At 64.7% G+C, this 25,923-nt stretch carries 18 protein-coding genes and 6 tRNA genes; 20 read left to right on the plus strand and 4 right to left on the minus strand.

The window, feature by feature from the left end; all coding sequences use genetic code 11:
* Window positions 1–92: 92 nt before the first annotated feature.
* Window positions 93–2,108 carry an excinuclease ABC subunit UvrB gene (uvrB, locus tag ACYUME_RS07940; RefSeq protein WP_279888944.1) on the plus strand — a complete coding sequence of 672 codons (2,016 nt, stop codon included), beginning with the start codon at window positions 93–95 and terminating at the stop codon, window positions 2,106–2,108.
* Between the two features lie 205 nt (window positions 2,109–2,313).
* Here uvrB and ACYUME_RS07945 read toward each other — a convergent pair whose 3' ends face one another.
* Complete coding sequence (locus ACYUME_RS07945) at window positions 2,314–3,864, minus strand: MDR family MFS transporter (protein WP_460418508.1); 1,551 nt, start codon at window positions 3,862–3,864, stop codon at window positions 2,314–2,316.
* The gene (locus ACYUME_RS07950; RefSeq protein WP_460418509.1) at window positions 3,854–4,909 is read right to left on the minus strand and encodes an HlyD family secretion protein; all 1,056 of its coding nucleotides are present in this window, start codon (window positions 4,907–4,909) and stop codon (window positions 3,854–3,856) included. The genes ACYUME_RS07945 and ACYUME_RS07950 overlap by 11 nt, the downstream gene beginning before the upstream one ends.
* Before the next feature lie 143 nt (window positions 4,910–5,052).
* Between ACYUME_RS07950 and gltX the strand changes: the two genes are divergently transcribed.
* The 12 genes from gltX (at window position 5,053) to ACYUME_RS08010 (ending at window position 11,216) form a co-directional block, all read left to right on the plus strand.
* Complete coding sequence (gene gltX, locus ACYUME_RS07955; RefSeq protein ID WP_279888667.1) at window positions 5,053–6,534, plus strand: glutamate--tRNA ligase; 1,482 nt, start codon at window positions 5,053–5,055, stop codon at window positions 6,532–6,534.
* A gap of 289 nt (window positions 6,535–6,823) precedes the next feature.
* A tRNA-Ala gene (locus ACYUME_RS07960) sits at window positions 6,824–6,899 on the plus strand.
* Window positions 6,900–6,971: 72 nt separating this feature from the next.
* Window positions 6,972–7,047 (plus strand) — tRNA-Glu (locus tag ACYUME_RS07965).
* 49 nt (window positions 7,048–7,096) lie between these two features.
* Window positions 7,097–7,172, plus strand: a tRNA-Ala gene (locus ACYUME_RS07970).
* A gap of 42 nt (window positions 7,173–7,214) precedes the next feature.
* Window positions 7,215–7,290, plus strand: a tRNA-Glu gene (locus ACYUME_RS07975).
* 65 nt (window positions 7,291–7,355) lie between these two features.
* Window positions 7,356–7,431: transfer RNA gene (locus tag ACYUME_RS07980), tRNA-Ala, on the plus strand.
* Window positions 7,432–7,472: 41 nt separating this feature from the next.
* Window positions 7,473–7,548, plus strand: a tRNA-Glu gene (locus ACYUME_RS07985).
* A 171-nt stretch (window positions 7,549–7,719) separates the two neighbouring features.
* Window positions 7,720–8,259: a TetR/AcrR family transcriptional regulator gene (locus ACYUME_RS07990; protein WP_279888666.1), complete on the plus strand. Its 540-nt coding sequence runs from the start codon at window positions 7,720–7,722 to the stop codon at window positions 8,257–8,259.
* Between the two features lie 25 nt (window positions 8,260–8,284).
* Entirely contained in the window at window positions 8,285–9,118 is an 834-nt protein-coding gene (locus tag ACYUME_RS07995) for an alpha/beta hydrolase (protein ID WP_279888665.1), read from the plus strand.
* Window positions 9,119–9,161: 43 nt separating this feature from the next.
* Window positions 9,162–9,596, plus strand: a complete 435-nt coding sequence (locus ACYUME_RS08000) for an acyl-CoA thioesterase (RefSeq protein ID WP_460418510.1) — start codon at window positions 9,162–9,164, stop codon at window positions 9,594–9,596.
* Window positions 9,597–9,648: 52 nt separating this feature from the next.
* Window positions 9,649–10,620 (plus strand): tRNA dihydrouridine synthase, encoded by a 972-nt coding sequence (locus tag ACYUME_RS08005; protein ID WP_279888664.1) that lies wholly within the window; start codon window positions 9,649–9,651, stop codon window positions 10,618–10,620.
* Window positions 10,621–10,772: 152 nt separating this feature from the next.
* Window positions 10,773–11,216: an Hsp20 family protein gene (locus tag ACYUME_RS08010; protein ID WP_279888663.1), complete on the plus strand. Its 444-nt coding sequence runs from the start codon at window positions 10,773–10,775 to the stop codon at window positions 11,214–11,216.
* 84 nt (window positions 11,217–11,300) lie between these two features.
* Here the strand turns inward: ACYUME_RS08010 and ACYUME_RS08015 are convergent, their stop codons facing one another.
* Both ACYUME_RS08015 and ACYUME_RS08020 read right to left on the minus strand, forming a co-directional pair.
* Window positions 11,301–14,597: a PAS domain S-box protein gene (locus ACYUME_RS08015; protein ID WP_460418511.1), complete on the minus strand. Its 3,297-nt coding sequence runs from the start codon at window positions 14,595–14,597 to the stop codon at window positions 11,301–11,303.
* Between the two features lie 62 nt (window positions 14,598–14,659).
* Window positions 14,660–15,538 (minus strand): LysR family transcriptional regulator, encoded by an 879-nt coding sequence (locus tag ACYUME_RS08020; RefSeq protein WP_279888674.1) that lies wholly within the window; start codon window positions 15,536–15,538, stop codon window positions 14,660–14,662.
* Between the two features lie 131 nt (window positions 15,539–15,669).
* Here ACYUME_RS08020 and leuC point away from each other — a divergent pair, with 131 nt between their 5' ends.
* From leuC to truA, 7 genes are all read left to right on the plus strand, one after another.
* A complete protein-coding gene (leuC, locus tag ACYUME_RS08025; protein WP_460418512.1) occupies window positions 15,670–17,103 on the plus strand; it encodes a 3-isopropylmalate dehydratase large subunit in 1,434 nt (477 codons plus the stop codon).
* Window positions 17,100–17,744, plus strand: a complete 645-nt coding sequence (leuD, locus tag ACYUME_RS08030; protein WP_110739341.1) for a 3-isopropylmalate dehydratase small subunit — start codon at window positions 17,100–17,102, stop codon at window positions 17,742–17,744. Before leuC ends, leuD begins: the two co-directional genes overlap by 4 nt.
* 90 nt (window positions 17,745–17,834) lie before the next feature.
* Entirely contained in the window at window positions 17,835–18,917 is a 1,083-nt protein-coding gene (leuB, locus tag ACYUME_RS08035; RefSeq protein WP_279888671.1) for a 3-isopropylmalate dehydrogenase, read from the plus strand.
* A gap of 63 nt (window positions 18,918–18,980) precedes the next feature.
* Window positions 18,981–20,093: an aspartate-semialdehyde dehydrogenase gene (gene asd, locus ACYUME_RS08040; protein WP_279888670.1), complete on the plus strand. Its 1,113-nt coding sequence runs from the start codon at window positions 18,981–18,983 to the stop codon at window positions 20,091–20,093.
* Window positions 20,094–21,206: 1,113 nt separating this feature from the next.
* Window positions 21,207–22,211: an aspartate-semialdehyde dehydrogenase gene (locus ACYUME_RS08045; RefSeq protein WP_460418513.1), complete on the plus strand. Its 1,005-nt coding sequence runs from the start codon at window positions 21,207–21,209 to the stop codon at window positions 22,209–22,211.
* A gap of 71 nt (window positions 22,212–22,282) precedes the next feature.
* Window positions 22,283–24,898: a FimV/HubP family polar landmark protein gene (locus ACYUME_RS08050; RefSeq protein WP_460418514.1), complete on the plus strand. Its 2,616-nt coding sequence runs from the start codon at window positions 22,283–22,285 to the stop codon at window positions 24,896–24,898.
* A gap of 135 nt (window positions 24,899–25,033) precedes the next feature.
* Window positions 25,034–25,888, plus strand: coding sequence for a tRNA pseudouridine(38-40) synthase TruA (gene truA, locus ACYUME_RS08055; RefSeq protein ID WP_460418515.1), 855 nt, complete (start codon window positions 25,034–25,036; stop codon window positions 25,886–25,888).
* Window positions 25,889–25,923 lie beyond the last annotated feature (35 nt).

Here is a 25,923-nt window from a genome sequence, read left to right on the forward strand (position 1 = left end):
AGGGCCGCACTTGAATCCGGCGCCGGGCAGGCGCATTTGGGTATAGACTACTGGCTAAATTTACAGTTGCCGCGACATCCACGAGGTCTGACATGTCCGAGTTCCAGCTCGTCACCCGATTCCAGCCGGCCGGCGATCAGCCCGAGGCCATCCGCCAGATGGTCGAAGGTATCGATGCCGGCCTTTCGCACCAGACCCTGCTCGGGGTGACTGGCTCGGGCAAGACCTTCAGCATCGCCAACGTCATCCAGCAGGTACAGCGCCCGACCATGGTGCTGGCGCCGAACAAGACCCTGGCGGCCCAGCTGTACGGCGAGTTCAAGGCGTTCTTCCCGAACAATGCGGTGGAGTACTTCGTTTCCTACTACGACTACTACCAGCCCGAGGCCTACGTGCCGTCGTCGGACACCTTCATCGAGAAGGACGCCTCGATCAACGACCATATCGAGCAGATGCGCCTGTCGGCGACCAAGGCGCTGCTCGAGCGGCGCGACGCGATCATCGTCACCACGGTGTCGTGCATCTACGGCCTGGGCAGCCCCGAGACTTACCTGAAGATGGTCCTGCACGTCGATCGTGGCGACAAGCTCGACCAGCGCGCGCTGCTGCGCCGCCTGGCCGACCTGCAGTACACCCGCAACGAGATGGATTTCGCCCGCGCCACCTTCCGTGTGCGCGGCGATGTGATCGACATCTTTCCGGCCGAATCGGACCTCGAGGCGATCCGCATCGAGCTGTTCGATGACGAAGTGGAGAACATCGCCGCCTTCGATCCGCTGACCGGCGAAGTGATCCGCAAGCTGCCGCGTTTTACGTTCTACCCCAAGAGCCACTACGTGACGCCCAGGGAAACCCTGGTCGAGGCCGTGGACGGGATCAAGGAGGAGCTCAAGGAGCGCCTGGAGTACCTGCACAAGCACAACAAGCTGGTCGAGGCCCAGCGCCTGGAGCAGCGCACCCGTTTCGACCTGGAGATGATCCTCGAGCTGGGCTACTGCAACGGCATCGAGAACTACTCGCGCTACCTCTCCGGGCGCCCGGCCGGCGCGCCGCCGCCGACGCTCTACGACTACCTGCCGGATGACGCGCTGCTGGTGATCGACGAGTCCCACGTCAGCGTTCCCCAGGTCGGCGCCATGTACAAGGGCGACCGTTCACGCAAGGAAACGCTGGTGGAATACGGCTTCCGCCTGCCGTCGGCACTGGACAACCGTCCGATGCGCTTCGATGAGTGGGAGGCGGTAAGCCCGCAGACCATCTTCGTCTCCGCCACCCCCGGGCCCTACGAGGCCGAGCACGCCGGGCGGGTGGTGGAGCAGGTGGTGCGACCGACCGGCCTGGTCGATCCGCAGGTCGAGGTACGTCCGGCGCTGACCCAGGTGGATGACCTGCTCTCGGAGATTGGCAAGCGCGTGGCCCTGGGCGAACGGGTGCTGGCCACCACGCTGACCAAGCGCATGGCCGAAGACCTCACCGATTACCTGGCCGACCACGATGTGCGGGTGCGCTACCTGCACTCGGACATCGACACCGTCGAGCGGGTCGAGATCATTCGCGACCTGCGCCTGGGCACCTTTGATGTACTGGTGGGGATCAACCTGCTGCGCGAGGGCCTGGATATGCCCGAGGTGTCGCTGGTGGCGATTCTCGACGCCGACAAGGAAGGTTTCCTGCGTTCCGAGCGCTCGCTGATCCAGACCATCGGTCGTGCCGCGCGCAATCTGAACGGCAAGGCCATCCTCTACGCCGACAACATCACCGGCTCCATGCAGCGGGCCATCGACGAGACCGAGCGGCGCCGGGCCAAGCAGGTGGCGTTCAACGAAGCCCATGGCATCGTGCCCAAGGGCGTGGTCAAGGACATCACCGACATCCTGGAAGGCGCCACCGTGCCGGGAGCGCGGAGCAAGAAGCGCAAGGGCATGGCCAAGGCGGCGGAGGAGGCCGGGCGCTACGAGGTCGAGTTGCAGACCCCGGCCGAGATCACCAAGCGCATCAAGCAGCTCGAGGAGAAGATGTTCCAGTTCGCCCGCGACCTGGAATTCGAAGCCGCGGCGCAGTTGCGCGACGAGATCGGCAAGCTACGCGAGCGCCTGCTGACCAGCTAAAGCCGTACGCAATCCCTGTAGGAGCGGCCTTGTGTCGCGAAAGGGCTGCGGAGCAGCCCAGGATCTCAGCATCAAGGCAGAAATTGCCGGGGCCGCTGCGCGGCCCTTTCCGACCGGTCCGACGTCTCGGCAAGGCCGCTCCTACAGGTCAGGCGTGATCCCAAGCGCCCAGCAAGACAGTTGCTCCCATGTGATATGAGCCTCCTCAGTGCGCCTCGCCCGCCTTCAACCCCTGCGGCAACGTGCGCGTCAGCAACACCGCCAGCATGCTCACCGCCAGCCCGATCCCGACAAAATGGAAGGCATCGTTGTAGGCCATGATCAAGGCCTGCTGGTGGGTAATCTCGGACAGCTTGCCCAGCGCCGCGTTATCGCTGCCCAGCCGCTCCGCCAGCTGCGCCAGGCGCTCGGCCACTTGCGGATTACCCGGCACCAGCGCCTCGCGCAGGTAGTCGAAGTACACCTTGGTCCGCGCATCCAGCAGCGTCGCCAGCAAGGCGATGCCGATGGCACCGCCCAGGTTGCGCAGGATGTTGAACAGGCTCGACGCCGACCCCGCGTCCTGCGGCTGGATGTACGCAGTGGCGATCAGCGAGATGGTCACCATGATCATCGGCTGACCAAGGGCGCGGATCACCTGGATCTGGTTGAACTGGGGGCCGGCGAAGTCCGGGTTGAGCACGCCGGAGCCAAAGCTGGCTGCCCCGAACAGGCAGAAACCCAGGGCGCACAGCACCTTGGGCGGGATCACCTTCATCAACTGCGGCACCAGCGGGATCAAGAACAGCTGCGGCACGCCCATCCACATGATCACCTCGCCGATCTGCAAGGCGTTGTAGCCCTGGATCTGCGCAAGATACAGCGGCAGCAGGTAGATCGACCCGTACAGCCCGACCCCCATGCCCAGGCTGGCGATGCTCGACAGGCCAAAGTTGCGGTTGCCGAGAATGCGCAGGTTGATCAGCGGATGCGGGCGGGAAAACTGCAGGATCACGAACAGGATCAGGCTGAGCAGGGCGATCGTGCCGAGGCTGACGATCAGGTTCGACTCCAGCCAGTCCTTGCGATGTCCCTCCTCGAGAAACACTTGCAGGCAGCCCAGGCCAAGGCCAAGGGTGACGATGCCCGCATAGTCGGTGCTTTTCAGCAGCTCCCAGTGCGCGTCTTTCTTTTCCAGGCCGTAGAGCAGGCCGGCGATCATCACCAACCCGGGCGGGATGTTGATGTAGAAGATGTACTCCCAGCCCCAGTTCTCGGTCAGCCAGCCGCCCAGGGTCGGGCCGATGGAGGGGGCGAAGGTGGCGGTCATGGCGAACATGGCCATGCCCTTGGCACGGTGATGCTCCGGCAGCTTGATGAGCGTCAGGGTGAAGGCCAGCGGGATCAGCGCGCCCCCCGTGAAGCCTTGCAGGGCGCGGAACACGATCATGCTTTCCAGGTTCCAGGCCATGGAGCACAGCAGCGACGACGCCAGGAAGCCGAACGACACCCACACCGCCAGGCGCCGCGCCGAGAGCAGCTGTACCAGCCAGGCGGTCAGCGGGATCATGATGATCTCCGCCACAAGATAAGAGGTGGAGATCCACGAGCCTTCCTCCAGGGTCGCCGACAGCGCGCCCTGGATGTCCTTGAGCGACGAGTTGGTGATCTGGATGTCCAGCACCGCCATGAAGGCGCCGAGCATCACGCTCATTACCGCGATCCAGTCGCGCCGGGTCGGCTCGGCGGTGGGGCGCAGCAGCGTGTCACCGGCCATCGTGGCCTGCGTCCTCGTCGCGCAGGTCGATGGTGGCGGTGACCGACATGCCGGGGCGGATGCGACCATGCAGCGGGTTGTCGGCGGCGAAGGTCAGCTTGACCGGGATGCGCTGTACCACCTTGGTGAAATTGCCGGTGGCGTTGTCCGGTGGCAGCAGGCTGAACTGCGCGCCGGAGGCGGCGAACAGGCTGTCGACACGGCCCTCGACAGGCGTGTCGGGGTAGCTGTCGAACAGCAGTTCGGCACGTTGGCCGGGGTGCATCCTGCCGATCTGGGTTTCCTTGAAGTTGGCCTGTACCCAGATGTCCTCGTCGGGAACGATCGACAGCAGGTACGCGCCGGCCTGCACCACCTGGCCGTTGCGCGCGCTACGCTGGCCGATGGTGCCGCTGATCGGTGCATGGATCGCGCAGCGGGTCAGGTTCAGCTCGGCCTGGGCCAGGTCGGCACGGGCGTTGCTGATCTGCGCATCGAGGCGCTTGAGCTCGGCGCCAAGGGCGTCGACTTGCTGGCGCTGGCCCTTGAGGTCGGCCTGGGCCTTGTCGACCTGGGAGCGGGCGACATGGCTTTCGGCCGACAGGGTGGTGACCCGTTCCTCGGAGACGAAGCCAGGTTTGCGCAGGGCCTGGGCGCGGTTCAGGTCGAGCTGCGAGCGGTCGAGGGTGGCCTGGTTGGCGGCGACCTGGGCCTGGCCGGCGGCGATCAGGCTGCCTTGCTGGGTGAGCCGGCTCTGCGCCTGCATGCGCTCGGCCTCGCGAGTGGCCAGGGCGGCGCGGGCGCGCTCGACGGCCAGTTCGAAGTCGGCGGCCTCCAGACGCACCAGCAGATCGCCCTTGTTCACGTGCTGGTTGTCCTGCACCGGCACTTCATCGATTCGCGCGCCCAGCTGGCTGGAAACGCGTGTGATCTCGCCCTGCACATAGGCATTGTCGGTGCTTTCGTAGAAGCGTCCCTTGAAGTACCAGTGGGCGAGAAAAGCGAGGCCGATCAGTGCGACCAGGGCGACGAAGGTCAGCAGGCGACGTTTGAGTGGCGTGGGCATGAGGGGAGCCGCAGTAGAAGTGTAAGCAAATTTAACAGCGGCTGAGGGCAGCGTCACAAGTGACGATAGCGCCATTGCTGGAGCCCGATGCCCGCTCCCTGCTAACATCCCGGCTTTGTTTCATTCTTCGTTCGAGACTCACCATGACCACCGTTCGCACGCGTATCGCGCCGTCGCCCACCGGCGACCCCCATGTCGGCACCGCCTACATCGCCCTGTTCAACTACTGCTTCGCCAAGCAGCATGGCGGCGAGTTCATCCTGCGTATCGAAGACACCGACCAGCTGCGCTCGACCCGTGAGTCGGAGCAGCAGATCTTCGACGCCTTGCGCTGGCTCGGCATCGAATGGAACGAAGGCCCCGACGTCGGCGGCCCGCACGGCCCGTACCGGCAGAGCGAGCGCGGCGAGATCTACGCCCAGTACGCCAAGCAGCTGGTCGATGCCGGCCACGCCTTCTACTGCTTCTGCACCGCCGAGGAGCTGGAGCAGATGCGTGCCGAGCAGATGGCCCGTGGCGAAACCCCGCGCTATGACGGCCGCGCCCTGCTGCTGAGCGACGAGGAAGTGCAGCGCCGCCTGGCAGCCGGCGAGCCCCATGTGATCCGCATGAAAGTGCCGAGCGAAGGCGTCTGCGTGGTGCCGGACATGCTGCGTGGCGATGTCGAGATCCCATGGGACCGCATGGACATGCAGGTGTTGATGAAGAACGATGGCCTGCCGACGTACTTCCTGGCCAACGTGGTCGACGACCATCTGATGGGCATCACCCACGTGCTGCGCGGCGAAGAGTGGCTGCCCTCGGCGCCCAAGCTGATCAAGCTGTACGAGTACTTCGGCTGGGAGCAGCCCAAGCTCTGCTACATGCCGCTGCTGCGCAACCCCGACAAGAGCAAGCTGTCCAAGCGCAAGAACCCGACGTCGGTAACTTTCTACGAGCGCATGGGCTTCATGCCCGAGGCGATGCTCAACTACCTCGGGCGCATGGGCTGGTCGATGCCGGACGAGCGCGAGAAGTTTTCCCTGGACGAGATGGTCGAGCACTTCGACCTGTCGCGCATCTCCCTGGGCGGTCCGATCTTCGACATCGAGAAGCTGTCGTGGCTCAATGGCCAGTGGCTGCGCGAGCTGCCGGTGGAAGAGTTCGCTGCGCGCGTGCAGAAATGGGCGCTCAACAGCGACTACATGATGAAGATCGCCCCCCATGTGCAGGGCCGGGTCGAAACGTTCAGCCAGATCGCCCCGCTGGGTGGCTTCTTCTTCGAGGGCGCGCTCAAGCTCGACGCCAAGCTGTTCGAGAGCAAGAAGCTGTCGGCCGACCAGGTGCGCCAGGTGATGCAGTTGATCCTGTGGAAGCTGGAAAGCCTGCGTCAGTGGGAGAAGGAGCGCATCACCGCCTGTATCCAGGCCGTGGTCGAGTCGCTGGAGCTCAAGCTGCGTGATGCCATGCCGCTGATGTTCGCCGCCATCACTGGCCAGGCCAGCTCGGTGTCGGTGCTCGACGCCATGGAGATCCTTGGCCCCGACCTGACCCGCTACCGTCTGCGCCAGGCCATCGACCTGCTCGGCGGTGTGTCGAAGAAGGAAAACAAGGAGTGGGAGAAGCTGCTGGCGAATATCGCCTGACAGCGACCTTGAAGCGATAGCTGAACCTGTGGGAGCGGGTTTACCCGCGAATACGTTGGCGCATGCACCGCCGCATTCGCGGGTAAACCCGCTCCCGCAGGGCCCAGTGCTCAGGTTTTTACCGGGGCAGGGCGGTAAGTGATTGTTATCTGTGAAAAAACTTTTGAATATTTTCAAAAATTCGTTTGACAGCCCTGCAATCCGCTCTTAATATGCGCCCCGTCCACAGCGATGAACGAAAACGAAACGCCAGGCACCCAGCCAGCGATTCGGTTCAGAGCGACATAGTGGGGCTATAGCTCAGCTGGGAGAGCGCCTGCATGGCATGCAGGAGGTCAGCGGTTCGATCCCGCTTAGCTCCACCAAATTCCGACTGATAGCCAAGGCTGTCAGGCAAGGCCGGTTCCAGCAAACGGGTCTTGAAGGTAAGAAGGTTCGTCCCCTTCGTCTAGTGGCCTAGGACACCGCCCTTTCACGGCGGTAACAGGGGTTCGAGTCCCCTAGGGGACGCCAGTTTTGCACAAGCGATGTCGCAGTCGCTGGGCCGAGAGGCTAGAAATCCGGGGCTATAGCTCAGCTGGGAGAGCGCCTGCATGGCATGCAGGAGGTCAGCGGTTCGATCCCGCTTAGCTCCACCAATTTTGCCGCGGTTCGTGAAAACGGATCGGCACGAAGGTTACGTCCCCTTCGTCTAGTGGCCTAGGACACCGCCCTTTCACGGCGGTAACAGGGGTTCGAGTCCCCTAGGGGACGCCACTTTTCCCGCGTTAGCGGGTACTGAAAGGCTCATCAACCAGATGGATGGGCCTTTTGCTTTACTCGGGGCTATAGCTCAGCTGGGAGAGCGCCTGCATGGCATGCAGGAGGTCAGCGGTTCGATCCCGCTTAGCTCCACCAATTCGCCGCGGTTCGTGAAAGCGAGCCGGCACGAAGGTTATGTCCCCTTCGTCTAGTGGCCTAGGACACCGCCCTTTCACGGCGGTAACAGGGGTTCGAGTCCCCTAGGGGACGCCAATTTTCTTACCTGCGTTTTGCGGGATTTATAAGGCTCATTCGCTTATTGAATGGGCCTTTTGTTTTTTTGCTCCCTGAAAAATCATCACGTCCGCTCAGCGGGTGCATTTTCTGCTTGCCATAAAATATTATGAGAATAATATGTTGATCATAATATTTTCGGGGCGAGCCATGAGCGACAAGAAGAGCAGAACCCGCGAGCGCATCCTCGATGCCGCACGTTGCGCATTGATCCAGCATGGCCCCGCCGAGCCGAGCGTCAGCCAGGTGATGGGCGCCGCCGGGCTGACGGTGGGTGGGTTCTATGCCCATTTCGAGAGCAAGGACGACCTCATGCTCGAAGCCTTCAGCCAATTGCTGGCAGAGCGTCGGGCCCTGGTGGACCAGCTGGACCCCGGGCTCGATGGCGTCGAGCGCCGCGCCCTGATGGCGGCTTTCTACCTGTCGCGCAAGCATCGCGATGCCGACGTGCAGGCGTGTCCGATCCCCAATGCGCTTGGCGAAATGCAACGCTTGCCAGCCGCGTTCCGTGATGTGCTGAGCGAGCACATCGAGCTGATGATCGCGCAGATGGTCGACCGTCCCGAAGATATCGACAAGGCACTCGCCGACTTCGCCCTGATGGTGGGTGGGCTGGCCGTGGCGCGTGCTCTGGGCGACAGCGAACTGTCCGATCGAATCCTGCGTGCCGCCAAGTCGGCGGTGATCTGAGCAAACCTGACCCTGGAGCTAGGCGATGAGTACCTTGAGTTGGATTCGTGGCGTCAACGGCACCCTGGGCCACCTGGCCCCAGAACATATTGCCGGCAGGATGCGCCGGGCTTTCATGGCGCCACGCACCTTGCCGCCCCGGCAGTGGGAACTGCCGCTGCTGGAGAGGGCCGAGCGCATCACCCTGCGCTTCGGACTGTCGGCGTTGCGCTGGGGGCAGGGGCCGACCGTGCTGATGATGCATGGTTGGGAAGGGCGGCCGACCCAGTTCGCCGCCCTGATCGAGACACTGGTCGACCATGGTCATACCGTGGTTGCGCTGGATGGGCCGGCGCATGGTCGTTCGCCCGGCGATCAGGCGAATGTGGTGCTGTTCGCTCGGGCTCTGCTCGAGGCCGCCGCCGAGTTGCCGCCCCTGCGCGCGGTGATTGGTCATTCCATGGGCGGTGCCAGCCTGCTGCTGGCCCTGCAGTGGGGGCTGCGGGCCGATGCGGCGGTCAGCATCGCCGCGCCGGCCCGGCTGCTCGGCGTGTTGCGCGGCTTCGCCCGGCATCTGGGCATGCCGGCGCGCGCCAGGGCGGCCTTCATTCGCCAGGTCGAGCGCGACCTGGGCGTGCAGGTGGCGCGCCTCGACGTCAGCGGCTATCAGTTGGATATTCCAGGGTTGGTGGTGCATGCCTGCGATGACGCCCTGGTGGCGGCCAGCGAGGCGCCGCTCATTCACCAGGCCTGGTTCGACAGTCGCCTGCTGCTGCTGGAGGAGGGCGGTCACCTGCGCGTGCTGGCCGATCCGCGCCTGGGCGGGGCCGTGCTGGAGTTGCTGGCGCGCGCCGCCCAGCCTGCGCGGCAAAGCGCCTGAGCATCCGTTACACTCTGCCCGTTCACTAAAACCAGGAGCGGGCATGAGCTGGGATCTGGCAGCACCATTCATCATCGATCTTCGCGTCGGCAGCGAAGACATCGACGGCCTTGGCCACGCCAACAACGCCGTCTATGTCACCTGGCTGGAGCGTTGCGCCTGGCGCCATTCCCAGCGCCTGGGACTGGACCTGGCCGAATATCGCCGGCTGGACCGGGCCATGGCCGTGGTTCGTCACGAGATCGACTACCTGGCCGCCGCCTACGAGGATGACGAGCTGCAACTGGCCACCTGGATCATCGACTGGGACCAGCGCCTGCGCATGACCCGTCGTTTCCAGCTCCAGCGCCCGAGCGATGGCGTTACCCTGCTGCGCGCACAGACCACTTTCGCTTGTATCGAGCTGTCCAGTGGCAAGCCCCGGCGCATGCCAACGGAATTCCTCGACGGTTACGGCCCGGCGCTGATCGGCAGCTGAGCGGTGGCGGTTTTTTGCTAGACTGCCGCCTTTTTCCTGGCGAGACCCTGAAATGCAAATTGCCCTGGCCCCCATGGAGGGGCTGGTCGACAACATCCTGCGCGACGTCCTGACCCGGGTGGGCGGCATCGATTGGTGCGTCACCGAGTTCATTCGCGTCTGCGACCGCCTGCTGCCGGCATCTTCGTTCGACAAGCTGGCGCCGGAGCTGCGTCAAGGCGCGCGTACCGCCGCCGGCGTGCCGATGCGCGTGCAACTGCTTGGCTCCGATCCAGTGTGCCTGGCCGAGAACGCGGCGCTGGCCTGTGAGCTGGGGGCGCCGGTGATCGACCTGAACTTCGGGTGCCCAGCCAAGACCGTCAACAAGTCGCGTGGTGGCGCGGTGCTGCTCAAGGAGCCTGAACTGCTGCACGCCATCGTGCGCGAGGTGCGGCGCGCGGTGCCGGCGCACATTCCGGTGACGTCGAAGATGCGCCTGGGCTACGACAGCCCCGATGGCGCCCTCGACTGTGCCACCGCGCTGGCCGAGGGCGGCTCGGCGCACCTGGTGGTGCATGCCCGGACCAAGGTCGAGGGCTACAAGCCGCCCGCGCACTGGGAGTGGGTGGCGCGGGTGCAGGATGTGGTCAAGGTGCCGGTGTTCGCCAATGGCGAGATCTGGACGGTCGAGGACTGGCGGCGTTGCCGCGAAGTCAGCGGCGCCGAGCACATCATGCTCGGTCGTGGGCTGGTGTCGCGCCCGGACCTGGCCTTGCAGATCGCCGCGGCCCGCGACGGCGTCGAGTACCGGCCGATGAGCTGGGATGAACTGCTGCCGCTGTTGCGCGAGTTCTGGCGCCAGGCCCAGGCCAAGCTGTCGCCGCGCTATGCGCCGGGGCGAATGAAGCAGTGGCTGGCGATGTTGACGCGTGGGTATCCCGAAGCGGTGGCGCTGTTCGCCGAATTGCGCCGCGAAGATGATTGCCAGCGCATCAGTGGGTTGCTTGGCTATGAGATGCAGGTGATCGAGGATCGCGTGGCCTGAGCTGGCGCTGTCGCGGGGCAAGCCTCACCTCCCCGCACATTTTTTCACGCCAGCCCTTGAAAGCTTTTTGCCCGGACATATCTCTTGAGTACGCGATGCCGAAGTCGGGTCGCGTAGTGACTTTACTTGCTGAATCTCAGGAGTTAATGACCATGACCACCGCTTTCTCTCTCGCACCGCTTTTGCGCAACTCCGTCGGTTTCGACCGTTTCAACGACCTGTTCGAAGCCGCCGCGCGCAACGAGGCCGGTAGCAGCTACCCGCCCTACAACGTGGAAAAACATGGCGATGACCACTATCGCATCGTGGTTGCCGCAGCTGGCTTCCAGGAGCAGGACCTCGACCTGCAGGTCGAAAAAGGCGTCCTGACCGTGACCGGCGGCAAGCGCGACAATGGCAGCGAAGGCGTCACCTTCCTGCACCAGGGCATCGCCCAGCGCGCCTTCAAGCTCTCGTTCCGCCTGGCCGACCATATCGAGGTCAAGGGCGCGGGCCTGGCCAACGGCCTGCTCAGCATCGAACTGCTGCGCATCGTGCCGGAAGAAGCCAAGGCCAAGCGCATCCCGATCAATGGCGACAAGCCTGCGCTGAACTGACTTCGGCGGGATGAAAGAAAGGGCACCTTCGGGTGCCCTTTCTGTTTTATGCGGACCCTGTAGGAGCGTAAGCTCCTAACTTAATCAGTAATCCGCCGGCGCCTCCAGCAGCATCTGGCGGAACTCCGGCAACGGCAGCGGCCGGCTGTGCAGGTAGCCCTGGTACAGGTGGCAGCCCAGCCGTTCGAGAAACTCCAGCTGCTCGGTCAACTCGACCCCCTCGGCGATCACCGCCAGATCGAGGCTGCGGGCCATGGCGACGATGGCGCGGACGATCTCGGCGTCGTTGGGGTCGACCGGCGCGTCGCGCACGAAGGTCTGGTCGATCTTCAGCGCATCCACCGGCAGGCGCTTGAGGTAGGTGAGCGAGGAATACCCGGTGCCAAAGTCGTCCATGGCGAAACTCACGCCGTAACGCTTGAGTTCGCGCATCTTGCTGATGGTGTCTTCCAGGTTCTGGATGACGATGCCCTCGGTGATCTCCAGCTTGAGCATGCGCCGTGGCAGGCGGTAGTCGTCGAGGCTGCGCAGGACGCGTTCGACAAAGTCGTTCTGGCGGAACTGGCGAGGGCTGATGTTGACGCACAGGCTGAAATCGCCGGCGTCGATCAGGCCGTCCTCGAGCATGCGGGCGCAGGCATCGCAGGCTTCGTCGAGGATCCAGCTGCCGACTTCGAGGATCAAGCCGCTTTCCTCCAGTACCTGGATGAACTGCGCCGGTGGCTGCTGGCCCAGTTGCGGGTGGTGCCAGCGCAGCAGCACCTCGGCGCCGACGATGCGGTTGTCGCGGGCATCCACCTGGGGCTGGAAGTGCAGGGCCAGCTCGCCGCGGGCCAGGGCCAGGCGCAGGTCGTTCTCCATGCGCAGGCGCTCGCTGGCGGCTTTCTGCATGGTGGTGTGGAACAACTGGGTGGTGTTGCGCCCGGAATCCTTGGCCCGATACAGGGCGATATCGGCGCGCTTGAGCAGGTCGGCTGGGGTGGCGCCATGATCGGGGATCAGCGCCACGCCGATGCTCGGGGTCACCTGCAGGCGCTGGCCGTCCAGCGACATCGGTTCGGCCAGCAGCTCGCGCAGGGTGTCGGCCAGTTCGCGGACCTTGCTTTCCACCTGCTCGCGGCTGCCTTCCAGGCCGCTGAGCAATACCACGAACTCGTCGCCGCCCAGGCGCGCCACGGTGTCTTCCAGGCGCACGCTGGCCTCCAGGCGCGCGGTGATGATCTTCAGCACGGTGTCGCCCACCGGATGACCGAGCGAGTCGTTGATGTGCTTGAAGTGGTCGAGGTCGAGGAACAGCAGGGCACCGCGCAGGTTGTGGCGCTTGAGCAGGGCGATCTGCTGGCTCAGGCGGTCCATCAGCAAGGCGCGATTGGGCAGGTTGGTCAGCGGGTCGTGATAGGCCAGGTGGCGGATCTGCGCCTGGGCGTTCTTCAGCTGGCTGACATCGCGGGCGGTCAGCAGCAGGCAGTCGGTTTCGTTGAGGCTGATCGGCTCCACCGAGACTTCCACGGTGAGGATGTCACCGCGCTTGTTGCGCCCGAGCATTTCCCGATGGTGCACCCGGCCACGTTCGCGCAGTTCGTTGAGCAGGGCGCCGCGCTGTTTTTCGTCGGCCCAGATGCCGATTTCGTAGACGCTCTGGCCCACCACCTCCTCGGGGCTGTAGCCGGTCAGCCGGCTGAAGCCGTCGTTGACCTCCAGGTAGCGGCCAGTGTGGCGCTCGGTGATGGTGATGGCGTCGGGGCTGGAGTGGAACGCCTTGGCGAATTTTTCTTCGCTGGCCTTGAGCGCGGCCTCGGCGCGTTGCTGCTGGGTGATGTCGCGCAGGGTGGTGACGCTGCACGGCTGGCCGTCGACCGTGATCAGGCAGCTGGAGATCACGCAGGTCAACGGCGTGCCATTGCGATGGTTGACGCCAACCGCGACGTTGCTCAGGGCCTGGTCGCGGATCACCCGCTCGATGCGCTGGGCGCGTTCGGCCGACTCGGCCCACAGGCCGAGCTCCTGCGCGGTATGGCCAAGCACCTGCTCGGGGGCCCAGCCAAAGGTCTGGCTGAAGGCGGGGTTGATCTCGATGAACTGGCCGCTGTCCTGGCGGGTTACGCAGATCGGGTCGGGGCTGACCTGGAACAGGCTGGCGAACTTTTCCTCCGAGGCCGTCAGGCGCTGTTCGCGCTCGACCTGGTCGGTGATGTCGAGCAGGGTGCCAGCCATGCGCAGCGGGTTGCCCTGGTCATCGCGGTACAGGCGCGCGCGGCTCTCGATATAGCGCGAGGCGCCGTTGTCCAATTGCACGCGGTAGGTGATCTGGTAGTTGCCCGCCGGCCCTTCGCGCAGGCTGCGATAGGCCTGGCGCATGACGCTGCGCTCATGCTCGGGCACGCCTTCGAAGAACGCCTCGAACGACTCGTGGAACGGCACCGGGTCCAGGCCGTGCAACTGGGCGGCGCGAGCCGAGCCGTAGAGCATGCCGCTGGGAATATGCCAGTCCCAGGTGCCCAGCTGCGCCGAGTCCAGGGCCAGGTCGAGGCGCTCCTGGCTGTCCTTGAGCGCCTGCTCGGCGCGCTTGCGCTCGGTGGTGTCGACGAAGGTGCTGATCAGGTAGGTGACGCCTTCGAGCTCGATGCCCTGGGTGCAGAGGATGCCGTCGTGGACCTTGCCGCTGGTGGCGCGGAACTGCACCTCCATGATCAGCGGGCCACTGCCGGCGCGGGTGGCGTCCATGACCTGGTGGCGCTGCTCGGGATTGACCCAGAGCCCCAGCTCCAGGCTGGTCTTGCCGACCACTTGCGCGCCCGGCCAGCCGAACATGTGCTCGAAGTGCTGGTTGACCTCGATGATCAGGCCGTCGTGGCGGCGGGTCAGGAGGATGGCGTTGGGGCTGAGGTGGAAGAGGGTGGCGAAGCGCTTTTCCGAATTGATCAGCGCAGTCTCGCGCTCGCGCTGGCGGGTGATCTCGCGGATAACCCCGATCATCTGTGGGCGGCCGTGGCGGTCGTGGGTCAGGCTGCCGTTGATCTCCAGCCAGTGCACGCTGCCGTCGGGCCAGCGGATGCGGTGACGCATGGCCTGTTCGATCGGTTCTCCATTGACCACGGCCTGGAAGGCCTGGCGGGTGCGCGCGCGATCTTCCTCGGGCAGCAGGTCGAGGTAGTCGATGTCATTGGGCAGCGGGCGCTGCGGGTCGAAGCCGAACAGTGCCTGGGTGCCCCGCGACCAGCTGACCCGGCCACTTTCGATGTCCCACAGCCAGGCGCCCAGGTGCGCGCCGTTGAGCGCGGCCAGCAACTGAGGGGCATTCTGCCAGGCCTGTTCCGATTCCTGGGGATCGGCCGCGGGAATGCGTGGCAGGCGCGGAAAGCGGTTCGCTGATTTGGGCATCGGTACCAGACCTTTGGCGGATGACGCGTCCTTGTGGAGGGTAATGCCTTGCCGACGACCGGTCAGCTGGATCCGGCGTGGCTGTCGAGCAGCGCCATGAAGGCCCTGGCCGCATTCGATAACGTGCGCTCCGTGTGCAGTATGTAGCCTAGCTGGCGCGACAGCTGTATGCCCGGCAGGGCGATGGGCGCAACCTGCCCATCGAGCATAGTACGCGGCAGCACACTCCACGCCAGGCCGATGGACACCATCATCTTGATGGTTTCCAGGTAGTTGGTGCTCATGGCGATGTTCGGTACCAGCCCTTGGCTTTCGAACAGGCGCTGGACGATATGGTGGGTGAAGGTGTTGCCACCGGGGAAAACCGCCGGGTGACGCGCCACGTCGGCCAGGCTGACGGTGTGGTTGCTGGCCAGCGGGTGCTCGGGCGCGGCGACGAAGTCCAGGGCGTCTTCCCAGACCGGCACCGCGCGGACCAGGTGATGGGGCTCCGGGGCGAGCGTGATCACGGCGATTTCCGCCCGGCCATGCAGCACTTCGTCGTAGGCCGCCTCGGAGTCGAGGAACTCGATGTCCAGCGCCACGTCCGGGTACTGGCGGGTGAAGGCGCGCAGCAGTGGTGGCAGGCGATGCAGGCCGATGTGGTGGCTGGTCGCGAGGGTCAGGCGACCGCTCACCTGTCCGCTGAGGTTGGTCAGGGCGCGGCGGGTATCATCCAGTACATTGAGGATCTGGTAGGCGCGGGGCAGCAGGGCGCGCCCGGCCTCGGTGAGGGTGACCTCGCGGCCCAGGCGGTCGAACAGGCGCACATCCAGTTGCTGCTCCAGCCCGGCGATGCGCTTGCTGATGGCTGGCTGGGTCAGGTGCAGGCGTTCGCCGGCGCCGGAAAAGCTGCCGGTTTCGGCAATGGCGATGAAGGCGTTGAGGTTGGCCAGGTCCATCCTTTCGAATTCCTGATGGTTATGCAAAGTATGAAAATTATGAATTTGAGTTATTCAATCTATCGCCATAGCATCGTCCGTACAAGCCAAGGGGTCTTTGGCATAGAAAGACGCTGATGAGGAACAGTCTGATGGCTGGCAAAACGCTCTACGACAAACTCTGGGAAGCTCATGAGGTCAAGCGCCGCGATGACGGCTCGTCCTTGATCTACATCGACCGCCACATCATCCACGAAGTGACTTCGCCCCAGGCTTTCGAAGGCCTGCGCCTGGCCAGCCGCAAACCCTGGCGCATCGACGCCAACATCGCCACCCCAGACCACAACGTACCGACCACGCCTGAACGCAAGGGCGGTATCGAGGCCATCGTCGACCAGGTGTCGCGCCTGCAGGTGCAGACCCTCGATGAGAACTGTGACGAATATGGCATCGTCGAATTCAAGATGAACGACGAGCGTCAGGGCATCGTCCATGTCATCAGCCCGGAGCAGGGCGCGACCTTGCCGGGCATGACCGTGGTCTGCGGCGACTCGCACACCTCCACCCATGGCGCGTTCGGCGCCCTGGCCCATGGCATCGGCACCTCCGAGGTCGAGCACGTGCTCGCCACCCAATGCCTGGTGGCCAAGAAAATGAAGAACATGCTGGTGCGCGTCGACGGCGAATTGCCGGCCGGCGTCACCGCCAAGGACATCGTCCTGGCCGTGATCGGCAAGATCGGCACCGCCGGTGGCAATGGTCATGCCATGGAGTTCGCCGGCAGCGCCATTCGCGAGCTGTCGATGGAAGGCCGCATGACCATCTGCAACATGTCCATCGAGGCTGGTGCTCGCGTGGGCCTCGTCGCTGTCGACGACACTACCGTCGCCTATGTCGAGGGCCGTCCTTACGCGCCGAAGGGCGAGCAGTGGGGCCAGGCTGTCCAGGCCTGGAAAGGCCTGGTTTCGGACGCCGACGCGGTGTTCGACACCGTGGTCGAGCTCGATGCCGCGCAGATCAAGCCGCAAGTGAGCTGGGGCACCTCGCCGGAGATGGTCCTGGCCGTCGACCAGCGCGTGCCGGACCCGGCCGCCGAGCCCGACCTGATCAAACGCGGTTCGATCGAACGCGCCCTCAAGTACATGGGCCTGGCCGCCAACCAGGCGATCACCGACATCCAGCTCGATCGCGTGTTCATCGGCTCGTGCACCAACTCGCGCATCGAAGACCTGCGCGCCGCCGCCGAGATCGCCAAGGGCCGCAAGGTCGCCGCCAACGTCAAGCAGGCGCTGGTGGTGCCGGGCTCGGGCCTGGTCAAGGCCCAGGCCGAGCGCGAAGGGCTGGACAAGATCTTCCTCGAGGCCGGCTTCGAATGGCGTGAGCCGGGCTGCTCGATGTGCCTGGCGATGAACCCGGACCGCCTGGAGAGCGGCGAGCACTGCGCATCCACTTCCAACCGCAACTTCGAAGGCCGCCAGGGCGCCGGTGGCCGCACCCACCTGGTCAGCCCGGCCATGGCCGCCGCCGCCGCGGTGACCGGCCACTTCATCGATGTCCGCGAGTTGATCCAAGGGAGCGCAGCATGAAAGCCTTTACCCAGCACACCGGTCTCGTCGCGCCATTGGATCGTGCCAACGTCGACACCGACCAGATCATTCCCAAGCAGTTCTTGAAGTCGATCAAGCGCACCGGCTTCGGCCCCAACCTGTTCGACGAGTGGCGCTACCTGGACGTCGGCCAGCCTTACCAGGACAACAGCAAGCGCCCGTTGAACCAGGACTTCGTGCTCAACCATGCGCGTTACCAGGGTGCCAGCGTGTTGCTGGCGCGGGAGAATTTCGGTTGCGGCTCGAGCCGCGAGCATGCCCCGTGGGCGCTCGACGAGTACGGTTTCCGCAGCGTGATCGCGCCGAGCTTCGCCGATATCTTCTTCAACAACAGCTTCAAGAATGGCCTGTTGCCGATCATTCTCGACGCTGCCGAGGTCGACGAGCTGTTCAAGCAGGTCGAGGCCAACCCGGGTTACCAGTTGACCATCGACCTCGAGGCCCAGGCCGTGACCCGTCCGGACGGCAAGGTGCTGAAGTTCGAGATCGACGCGTTCCGCAAGCACTGCCTGCTCAACGGCCTGGACGATATCGGCCTGACCCTGCAGGACAGCGACGCGATCAAGGCGTTCGAAGGCAAGCACCGCGCCAGTCAGCCCTGGTTGTTCCGTGACGCCTGATTGACTGCTTGCCCCGCGCAGAGGGGCATCGGACACTGAAGCACTTCGGCGCGCCTGCGAGGCGCGCCGCTCGATTGGATAGAGGAAAGCATGAGCAAGCAGATTCTGATTCTCCCAGGTGATGGCATCGGTCCGGAAATCATGGCCGAGGCGGTCAAGGTGCTGGAGCTGGCCAACGACAAGTTCCAGCTCGGCTTCAACCTCACCCACGACGTGATCGGTGGCGCGGCCATCGACAAGCACGGCGTGCCGCTGGCCGATGAAACGCTGGAGCGCGCACGCCAGGCCGATGCCGTGCTGCTGGGCGCCGTGGGCGGGCCGAAGTGGGACAAGATCGAGCGTGACATCCGTCCGGAGCGCGGCCTGCTGAAGATCCGCTCGCAACTGGGCCTGTTCGCCAACCTGCGCCCGGCCATCCTCTACCCGCAACTGGCCGATGCCTCGTCGCTCAAGCCCGAGATCGTGTCGGGCCTGGACATCCTCATCGTTCGCGAGCTGACCGGCGGTATCTACTTCGGCGCGCCACGCGGCCAGCGAGAGCTGCAAGGCGGCGAGCGCCAGGCCTATGACACCCTGCCGTACAGCGAGAGCGAAGTGCGCCGCATCGCCCGTGTCGGTTTCGACATGGCCCGTGTGCGCGGCAAGAAGCTGTGCTCGGTGGACAAGGCCAACGTCCTGGCCTCCAGCCAGCTGTGGCGCGAAGTGGTCGAGGACGTGGCCAAGGACTACCCGGACGTCGAGCTGAGCCACATGTACGTCGACAACGCCGCTATGCAGCTGGTCCGCGCGCCGAAGCAGTTCGACGTGGTGGTTACCGACAACATGTTCGGCGACATCCTGTCGGATGAGGCTTCCATGCTCACCGGCTCCATCGGCATGCTGCCATCGGCATCGCTGGACGCCGATAACAAGGGCATGTACGAGCCGTGCCATGGCTCGGCGCCGGACATCGCCGGGCAGGGCATCGCCAACCCGCTGGCGACCATTCTCTCGGTGTCGATGATGCTGCGCTACAGCTTCAACCAGACGGCCGCCGCCGAGGCGATCGAGCAGGCGGTGAGCCTGGTGCTGGACCAGGGCCTGCGCACCGGCGATATCTTCTCCGAGGGCTGCCGCAAGGTGGGTACGCAGGAAATGGGCGACGCAGTAGTCGCAGCGCTGCGGAATCTGTAATCTCTCTGGCCCGCCACCAAAAACTCCCGGTGGCGGCCCACTTTTAGCAAAGGTGTAGTTGCGATGAAACGTGTAGGTCTGATCGGTTGGCGTGGAATGGTCGGTTCCGTGCTCATGCAGCGGATGCTCGAAGAGCAGGACTTCGACCTGATCGAGCCGGTGTTCTTCACCACTTCCAACGTCGGTGGCCAAGGTCCGAGCGTGGGCAAGGATACTGGCCCGCTCAAGGACGCCTACAGCATCGACGAGCTCAAGACCCTCGACGTGATCCTGACCTGCCAGGGCGGCGACTACACCAACGAAGTCTTCCCCAAGCTGCGCGAAGCCGGCTGGCAGGGCTACTGGATCGACGCGGCCTCGTCCCTGCGTATGCAGGACGACGCGGTGATCATTCTCGACCCGGTCAACCGCAAGGTCATCGACCAGCAGCTGGACGCGGGCACCAAGAACTACATCGGCGGCAACTGCACCGTCAGCCTGATGCTGATGGGATTGGGTGGCCTGTTCGAAGCGGGCCTGGTCGAGTGGATGAGCGCCATGACCTACCAGGCGGCTTCCGGGGCTGGCGCGCAGAACATGCGCGAGCTGATCAAGCAGATGGGTGGTATCCACGCCGCAGTCGCCGATGACCTGGCGAACCCGGCCAGCGCTATTCTCGACATCGACCGCAAGGTCGCCGAAACCATGCGTGGCGAGGGCTTCCCCACCGAGAACTTTGGCGTGCCGCTGGCCGGCAGCCTGATTCCGTGGATCGACAAGGAGCTGCCGAACGGGCAGAGCCGTGAAGAGTGGAAGGCTCAGGCCGAGACCAACAAGATTCTTGGCCGCTTCAAGAGTCCGATCCCGGTCGACGGTATCTGCGTGCGCATTGGCGCCATGCGCTGCCACAGCCAGGCGCTGACCATCAAGTTGAACAAAGACGTGCCGCTGGCGGATATCGAAGGCATGATCAGCCAGCACAACCCTTGGGTGAAGCTGGTGCCGAACCAGCGGGAGATCAGCATGCAGGAGCTGAGCCCCACCAGCGTGACCGGGACCCTGAATGTGCCGGTTGGGCGTTTGCGCAAGCTGAACATGGGGTCGCAGTACCTGGGGGCCTTCACTGTTGGCGATCAGCTGCTGTGGGGGGCTGCCGAGCCGCTGCGGCGCATGCTGCGGATTTTGCTGGAGCGGTGATCTGGGTGGTTTGAGTTGGTTTTATGGAAAAACCCGTATTGCGAGAGTGATGCGGGTTTTTTTATTGGTGTTAGATTGGTTGTTGGTTGTTGGTTGTTGGTTGTTGGTTGTTGGTTGTTGGTTGTTGGTTTTGATAGTTGTATGCGCATTCATTTGCGATGTTGACGCATAGTCACCTTTCCGCCCTTACGGCGGGTCACTTTTTGTCAAACGCGACAAAAAGTAACCAAAAAACGCTGCGCTCCATTCATCCGGCCCTGCGCTTCGCTCCGGGTTCCCTCACTCCGGCCTTGCTCCCGGGAGGACCGCGCTGAACGGCCCATCCTGGGCCGCAGCGCTTGACGGGCATCCATGCCCGTCACCTCCCTTCGCAAGTCCTGCGTTCGGCCTCCTGAAGTCGCGAAGGCAGGGGCGGCGACTGGGCTGGCGCAGCTGACGCTAGTTGCAGGTGTGTGATCTCAAGTCCGTATTCGCGGGTAAACCCGCTCCCACAGGGTTATGCACATTTTCAACTTACACCACTCTCCTGTGGGAGCGGGTTTACCCGCGAAAGGGCCAGAGCAACCAATATATAAATAACTGCCAAGAGCTAATTTAAAGTTTCTGCTCTTGCTCTTGCTCTTGCTCTTGCTCTTGCTCTTGCTCTTGCTCTTGCTCTTGCTCTTGCTCTTGCTCTTGCTCTTGCTCTTGCTCTTGCTCTTGCTCTTGCTCTTGCTTCTAAGCGCGCGGTAGTTCAGGCGCCGCCAATTGCGACTTCAGGAGGCCGAGCGGAGTTCTTGCGAAGGGAGGTGACGGGCATGGATGCCCGTCAAGCGCTGCGGCCCAGGATGGGCCGTTCAGCGCGGTCCTCCCGGGAGCAAGAACGGAGCGAGGGAACCCCGGAGCGAAGCGTAGGGGCCGGATGAATGGAGCGAGGATTTTTTGGTTACTTTTTGATCCTTCAAAAAGTGACCCGCCGTAAGGGCGGAAAGGTGACTGTGCGTCACCATCGCCAATGAATGCGCATACAACTATCAAAACCCAAACTCTTGACCCGAACCCGAACCTATCTCCCACCCTACAATCCAAGTAAAGTGCCGCTCCCCGCCGTACCCGCAGAAGGAATCCGAGCCCATGCTCACCGCCCTAGACATCGCCGTAGTAGGCGCCACCGGCACTGTCGGTGAATCCCTCGTCCAGATCCTCGAGGAAGTCGCGTTCCCGGTCTCGACCCTGCACCTGCTGGCCAGCATGGAATCCGCCGGCAGCAGCGTCATGTTCGCGGGCAAGAAGTTGAAGGTCCGCGAAGTGGACAGTTTCGATTTCACGCAGGTCAAGCTGGTGTTCTTCGCCGCCAGCCCCGCCGTCAGCCGCAGTTTCGCGCCCAAGGCCATCGCCGCCGGTTGCGCGGTGATCGACCTGTCCGGCGCCCTGGACGGCGCCACGGCCCTGGTCCCGGAAGCCAATGGCGAGCGCATCGCCGAACTGCCGCAGCCGGCGCTGATCACCAGCCCGAGCGCCGGCGCGGTGGCCCTGGCCGTGGCGCTGGCGCCGCTCAAGGGCTTGCTCGATCTCGAACGCATCCAGGTCAATGCCTGTCTGGCCGTCTCGGAGCAGGGCAGGGAAGCTGTCAGCGAGCTCGCTCGGCAAACTGCCGAACTGCTCAATGCGCGCCCGCTGGAACCACGCTTTTTCGATCGGCAGGTTGCGTTCAACCTGCTGCCCCAGGTCGGGACGCCCGACGAGCAGGGCCACACGCCCGTGGAGCACCGCCTGGTCAAAGAACTGCGCCAGGTGCTCGACCTCCCGCAATTGAAGATTTCCGTGACCTGCATTCAAGTCCCGGTGTTTTTCGGCGATAGCTTCAGTGTGGCGCTGCAGAGCCGTCGACCGGTCGACCTGGACGCCGTCAACGCCGCCCTGGAGGCCGCTGACGGCATCGAACTGGTCGAACCGGGCGATTATCCGACGCCGGTCGGTGACGCAGTAGGCCAGGACGTGGTCTATGTTGGTCGTGTACGTCGCGGTGTCGACGAGCCAGAACAACTCAACCTCTGGCTGACCACCGACAACGTGCGCAAAGGCGCGGCGCTGAACGCCGTGCAGACGGCGCAATTGTTGATAAAACGCATGGCGTAAAAGATACTGCGAGCCATTTTGTCCTACGCCGCAACAGGGTTTTCGGGACGGTTCATACAAGGGAAGAGTTCATGCTTCGAATTCGCAAACTGGTTCTGGCCATCGCGGCAGCCTCGGCGCTGACGTCCGGCGTGGCGAACGCCCTGGGGTTGGGAGAGCTGACCCTCAAGTCGGCGCAGAACCAGCCGCTGGATGCCGAGATCGAACTGCTCGACGTGCGCGACCTCACAGCGGCGGAAATGGCGCCAAGCCTGGCGTCGCCGGAAGAGTTCGCCAAGGCCGGGGTGGCCTTCCCGCCTTATCTCGAAGACCTGACGTTCACGCCCGTGATCAACCCCAACGGCAAGAGCGTGCTGCGGGTCACCTCCAGCAAGGCGCTGCCCGAGCCGGTGGTCAAGTTCCTGGTGCAGGTAATGTGGCCGCAGGGCCGGCTGCTGCGCGATTACAGCGTACTGCTCGACCAGGCCCAAGCCCAGGGCAGTCAGGCGTCCCAGGCCAGCATTGCCCCGGCCGTGAGCACCGGCAGCTATACCACCAGGCGCCGTGACACGCTCTGGCAGATCGCCGCGCGCAACACCCACGGCGGCTCGATCCAGCAGACCATGGTGGCGATCCAGGCGCTGAACCCGGACGCATTCATCGGCAACAACATCAACCAGCTCAAGACCGGTCAGGTGCTGCGCCTGCCCGATCAACAGCAGGTGCAGAGCATTCCCCAGGCCGAAGCCAATCGCGAGGTGGCCGAACAGTATGCCGCCTGGCGTGAAGGCCGGCGCCTCGGTCCGCGTGCCCGGCAGTTGGATGCCACCCGTCGGGGGGAGGCAGGCGCGGCGCCGTCGCGCATCGCCCAGGGCGACAACCTGCGCCTGGTTTCCCCGGGCGGCAAGGGCGCGGCCGGAGACGCCAAGGCCCTGAACGACAAGCTGGCGGTGGCCCAGGAGAGCCTCGATACCAGCCGTCGCGACAACGATGAGCTCAAGAGCCGCATGTCCGACTTGCAGAGCCAACTGGACAAGCTGCAGCGTCTGATCGAGCTCAAGAACGACCAATTGGCGCGCCTGGAAGCACAGGGCGCCACGCCTGCGCAGCCGCCAGCCACCGCGCTGCCGGGTGAGCCGGCGCCAGCGCAACCTGCCGTCAACGCCCAGCTCACGCCGGCCGAGCCGGTGGTCAGCCCGGCGCCGGCTGCAGCCGACACGGCGCCGCAGCAAGCGGCGACCGACGCGCCTGCCAGCGAAGAACCCGGCCTGCTCGACCAGTTGTCGGGCAATCCCTTGCTGTTGGGCCTGATCGCCGGCTCGTCCTTCCTCGTCCTGTTGCTGTTGCTGCTGCTCCTGGCGCGCAAACGCAAGGCCCAGCAGGAAGCCGAGAAGCACCTGCGCATGGCTCGCGCCCTGGCCGAGGAGGGCGAGCGCGGTCCGGACCTGGACCTGCCGCCGAGCAGTTTCGAAGGCCTGGAGGTCTCGGCGCCGAGCGTGACCCTGGCACCGGCCGTGGTGGCTGCTTCCGCCGCCGCCGCCGTTGCCGCCGAGAAACCCGTGCCGGCGGCGCCCGTCGAGGAGCCCGCGAGCGCAGCGGATCCACGTGCCGCACTGCTGGCCGAGGTTGACGAAAGCCTGGCCCGTGGCCGTCTCAATCATGCCGCTGATCTGCTGGAGGCCGCCGTGGCCTCCGAGCCCCAGCGCAGCGACCTGCGCCTGAAGCTGATGGAAGTCTACGCCCGTCAGGGCGACCAGGATGCCTTCGCCGGTCAGGAGCGCAAGCTGCCGGCCAGCGAAGAGAACCAGGCCGAAGTCAGCGCGCTGAAGGAGCGCTTCCCGGCAATGCTGGGGGTCGCCGCCGTCGCGGCGGGTGCAGCCGCGCTGGCCGCCGAGATGGACGAGCAGTATGTCCAGGAGCTGCTGCAGGACGATGCGCCAGCCGTTGCCGAGACGCCTGAGCCGGTGGTGGAACAGGAACCGGCACCCGAGGTAACTCCGGCCGATGCGCAAGACGACCTGGACAGTGCCTTTGACCTGAGCCTGGGCGACGACCTGCCTGTGGACGATCATCTCGAACCGTCGGCGCTGGACGACGTCGCCTCGGTCGACACGCCATCCCAGGCCGAGGCCGTTGCGGCCGAGCCCGACGCCGATGATGATTTCGAGGCGTTGCTGGCCCAGGCCCAGGCTACCCCGCAGAATGTCGACGACCTGGCTGATTTCGACCTGGATGTCGCTGAACCGGCAGCCCCGGCCGAGAGCGAGGCTGCTCCGGTGGACGTGGCGGCCGAACTGGCGGCGTTCGAGGCCATTCCGGAGTTCGATCCGATCTCCGAGCTGGAACTGCCCGAGGACTTCGACCTGTCGCTGTCGCTGGACGACGAATCGCCGGCGGCGAAGAACTTCGCCTCGGAACTGGACGACGTCAACGCCGAGCTCGACAAGCTGTCGCAGAACCTCGAGAACCCGTCGCTGGAGCCCCGCTTCACTGCCGAGGACGCCGCGCTGGAACCGGAGTCGCTGGACGACCTGGACTTCGACTTCTTCTCCGGCACCGACGAGGTGGCCACCAAGCTCGACCTGGCCCGCGCCTACATCGACATGGGTGACCACCAGGGCGCCCGCGACATTCTCGATGAGGTGGTCAAGGACGGCGACGACAGCCAGCGTCAGGAAGCCAACGAGATGCTCTCGCGCCTGGTCTGACGCGACGTTGCACCGCGCGGGGCAAGCCCATTCCCACTGCAGACGTGGGCGCGGGCTTGCCCCGCGATCATTTCGGCCCCCGCGCGGTTTGCCGGTATACTCCCGCCCTTCGTTTCATCATCAGGTTTGCCGCTCTTGGACATCATCGACACCGCCGCCGCCGAATCGGCAGCCGAAGGCTATACCCGCATCGCCCTGGGCGTGGAATACAAAGGCTCGCGTTATCGCGGCTGGCAGCGCCAGGCCAGCGGCGTGCCCAGTGTCCAGCAGGCCCTGGAGCAGGCGCTGTCGAAGGTGGCCGACGAGCCGATCTCGGTGATCTGCGCCGGGCGTACCGACGCTGGCGTCCACGGCTGCGGGCAGGTCGTGCACTTCGATACCCGCGCCGTGCGCGATGAACGTGCCTGGACCCTGGGCAGCAACTTCAACCTGCCCCACGACATCAGCGTGGTCTGGGCGGCGCCCATGCCGGCGCATTTCCATGCCCGCTTCAAGGCCACCGCCCGGCGTTACCGCTATGTCATCTACAACGACCCGATCCGCCCGGCGCATCTGGCCGAGGAAGTGACCTGGAACCACCGCCCGCTGGATGTCGAGCGCATGGCCCTGGCGGCCCAATACCTGCTGGGCACCCATGACTTCAGCGCCTTCCGCGCCAGCCAGTGCCAGGCCAAGTCGCCGATCAAGCACATTCACCACCTGCGCGTCACCCGCCACGGCCAGATGATCGTGCTGGACGTGCGCGCCACCGCGTTCCTCCACCACATGGTGCGCAACATCGCCGGGGTGCTGATGACCATTGGCGCCGGCGAGCGCCCGGTGGAATGGGCGCGCGAAGTGCTGGAGGGGCGCAACCGCCGCGAAGGCGGCGTCACCGCGCATCCCTACGGCCTGTACCTGGTGCAGGTGGAGTACCCGCAAGAGTACGCCTTGCCGCAGCGTTACATCGGCCCACACTTTCTTACCGGTTATGAGGCGCTGGCACACTGACGGGGCAAAAGTCATTTGCTACCATCGGCGCTTTC

This window comes from Pseudomonas sp. microsymbiont 2 (genome assembly GCF_054788395.1).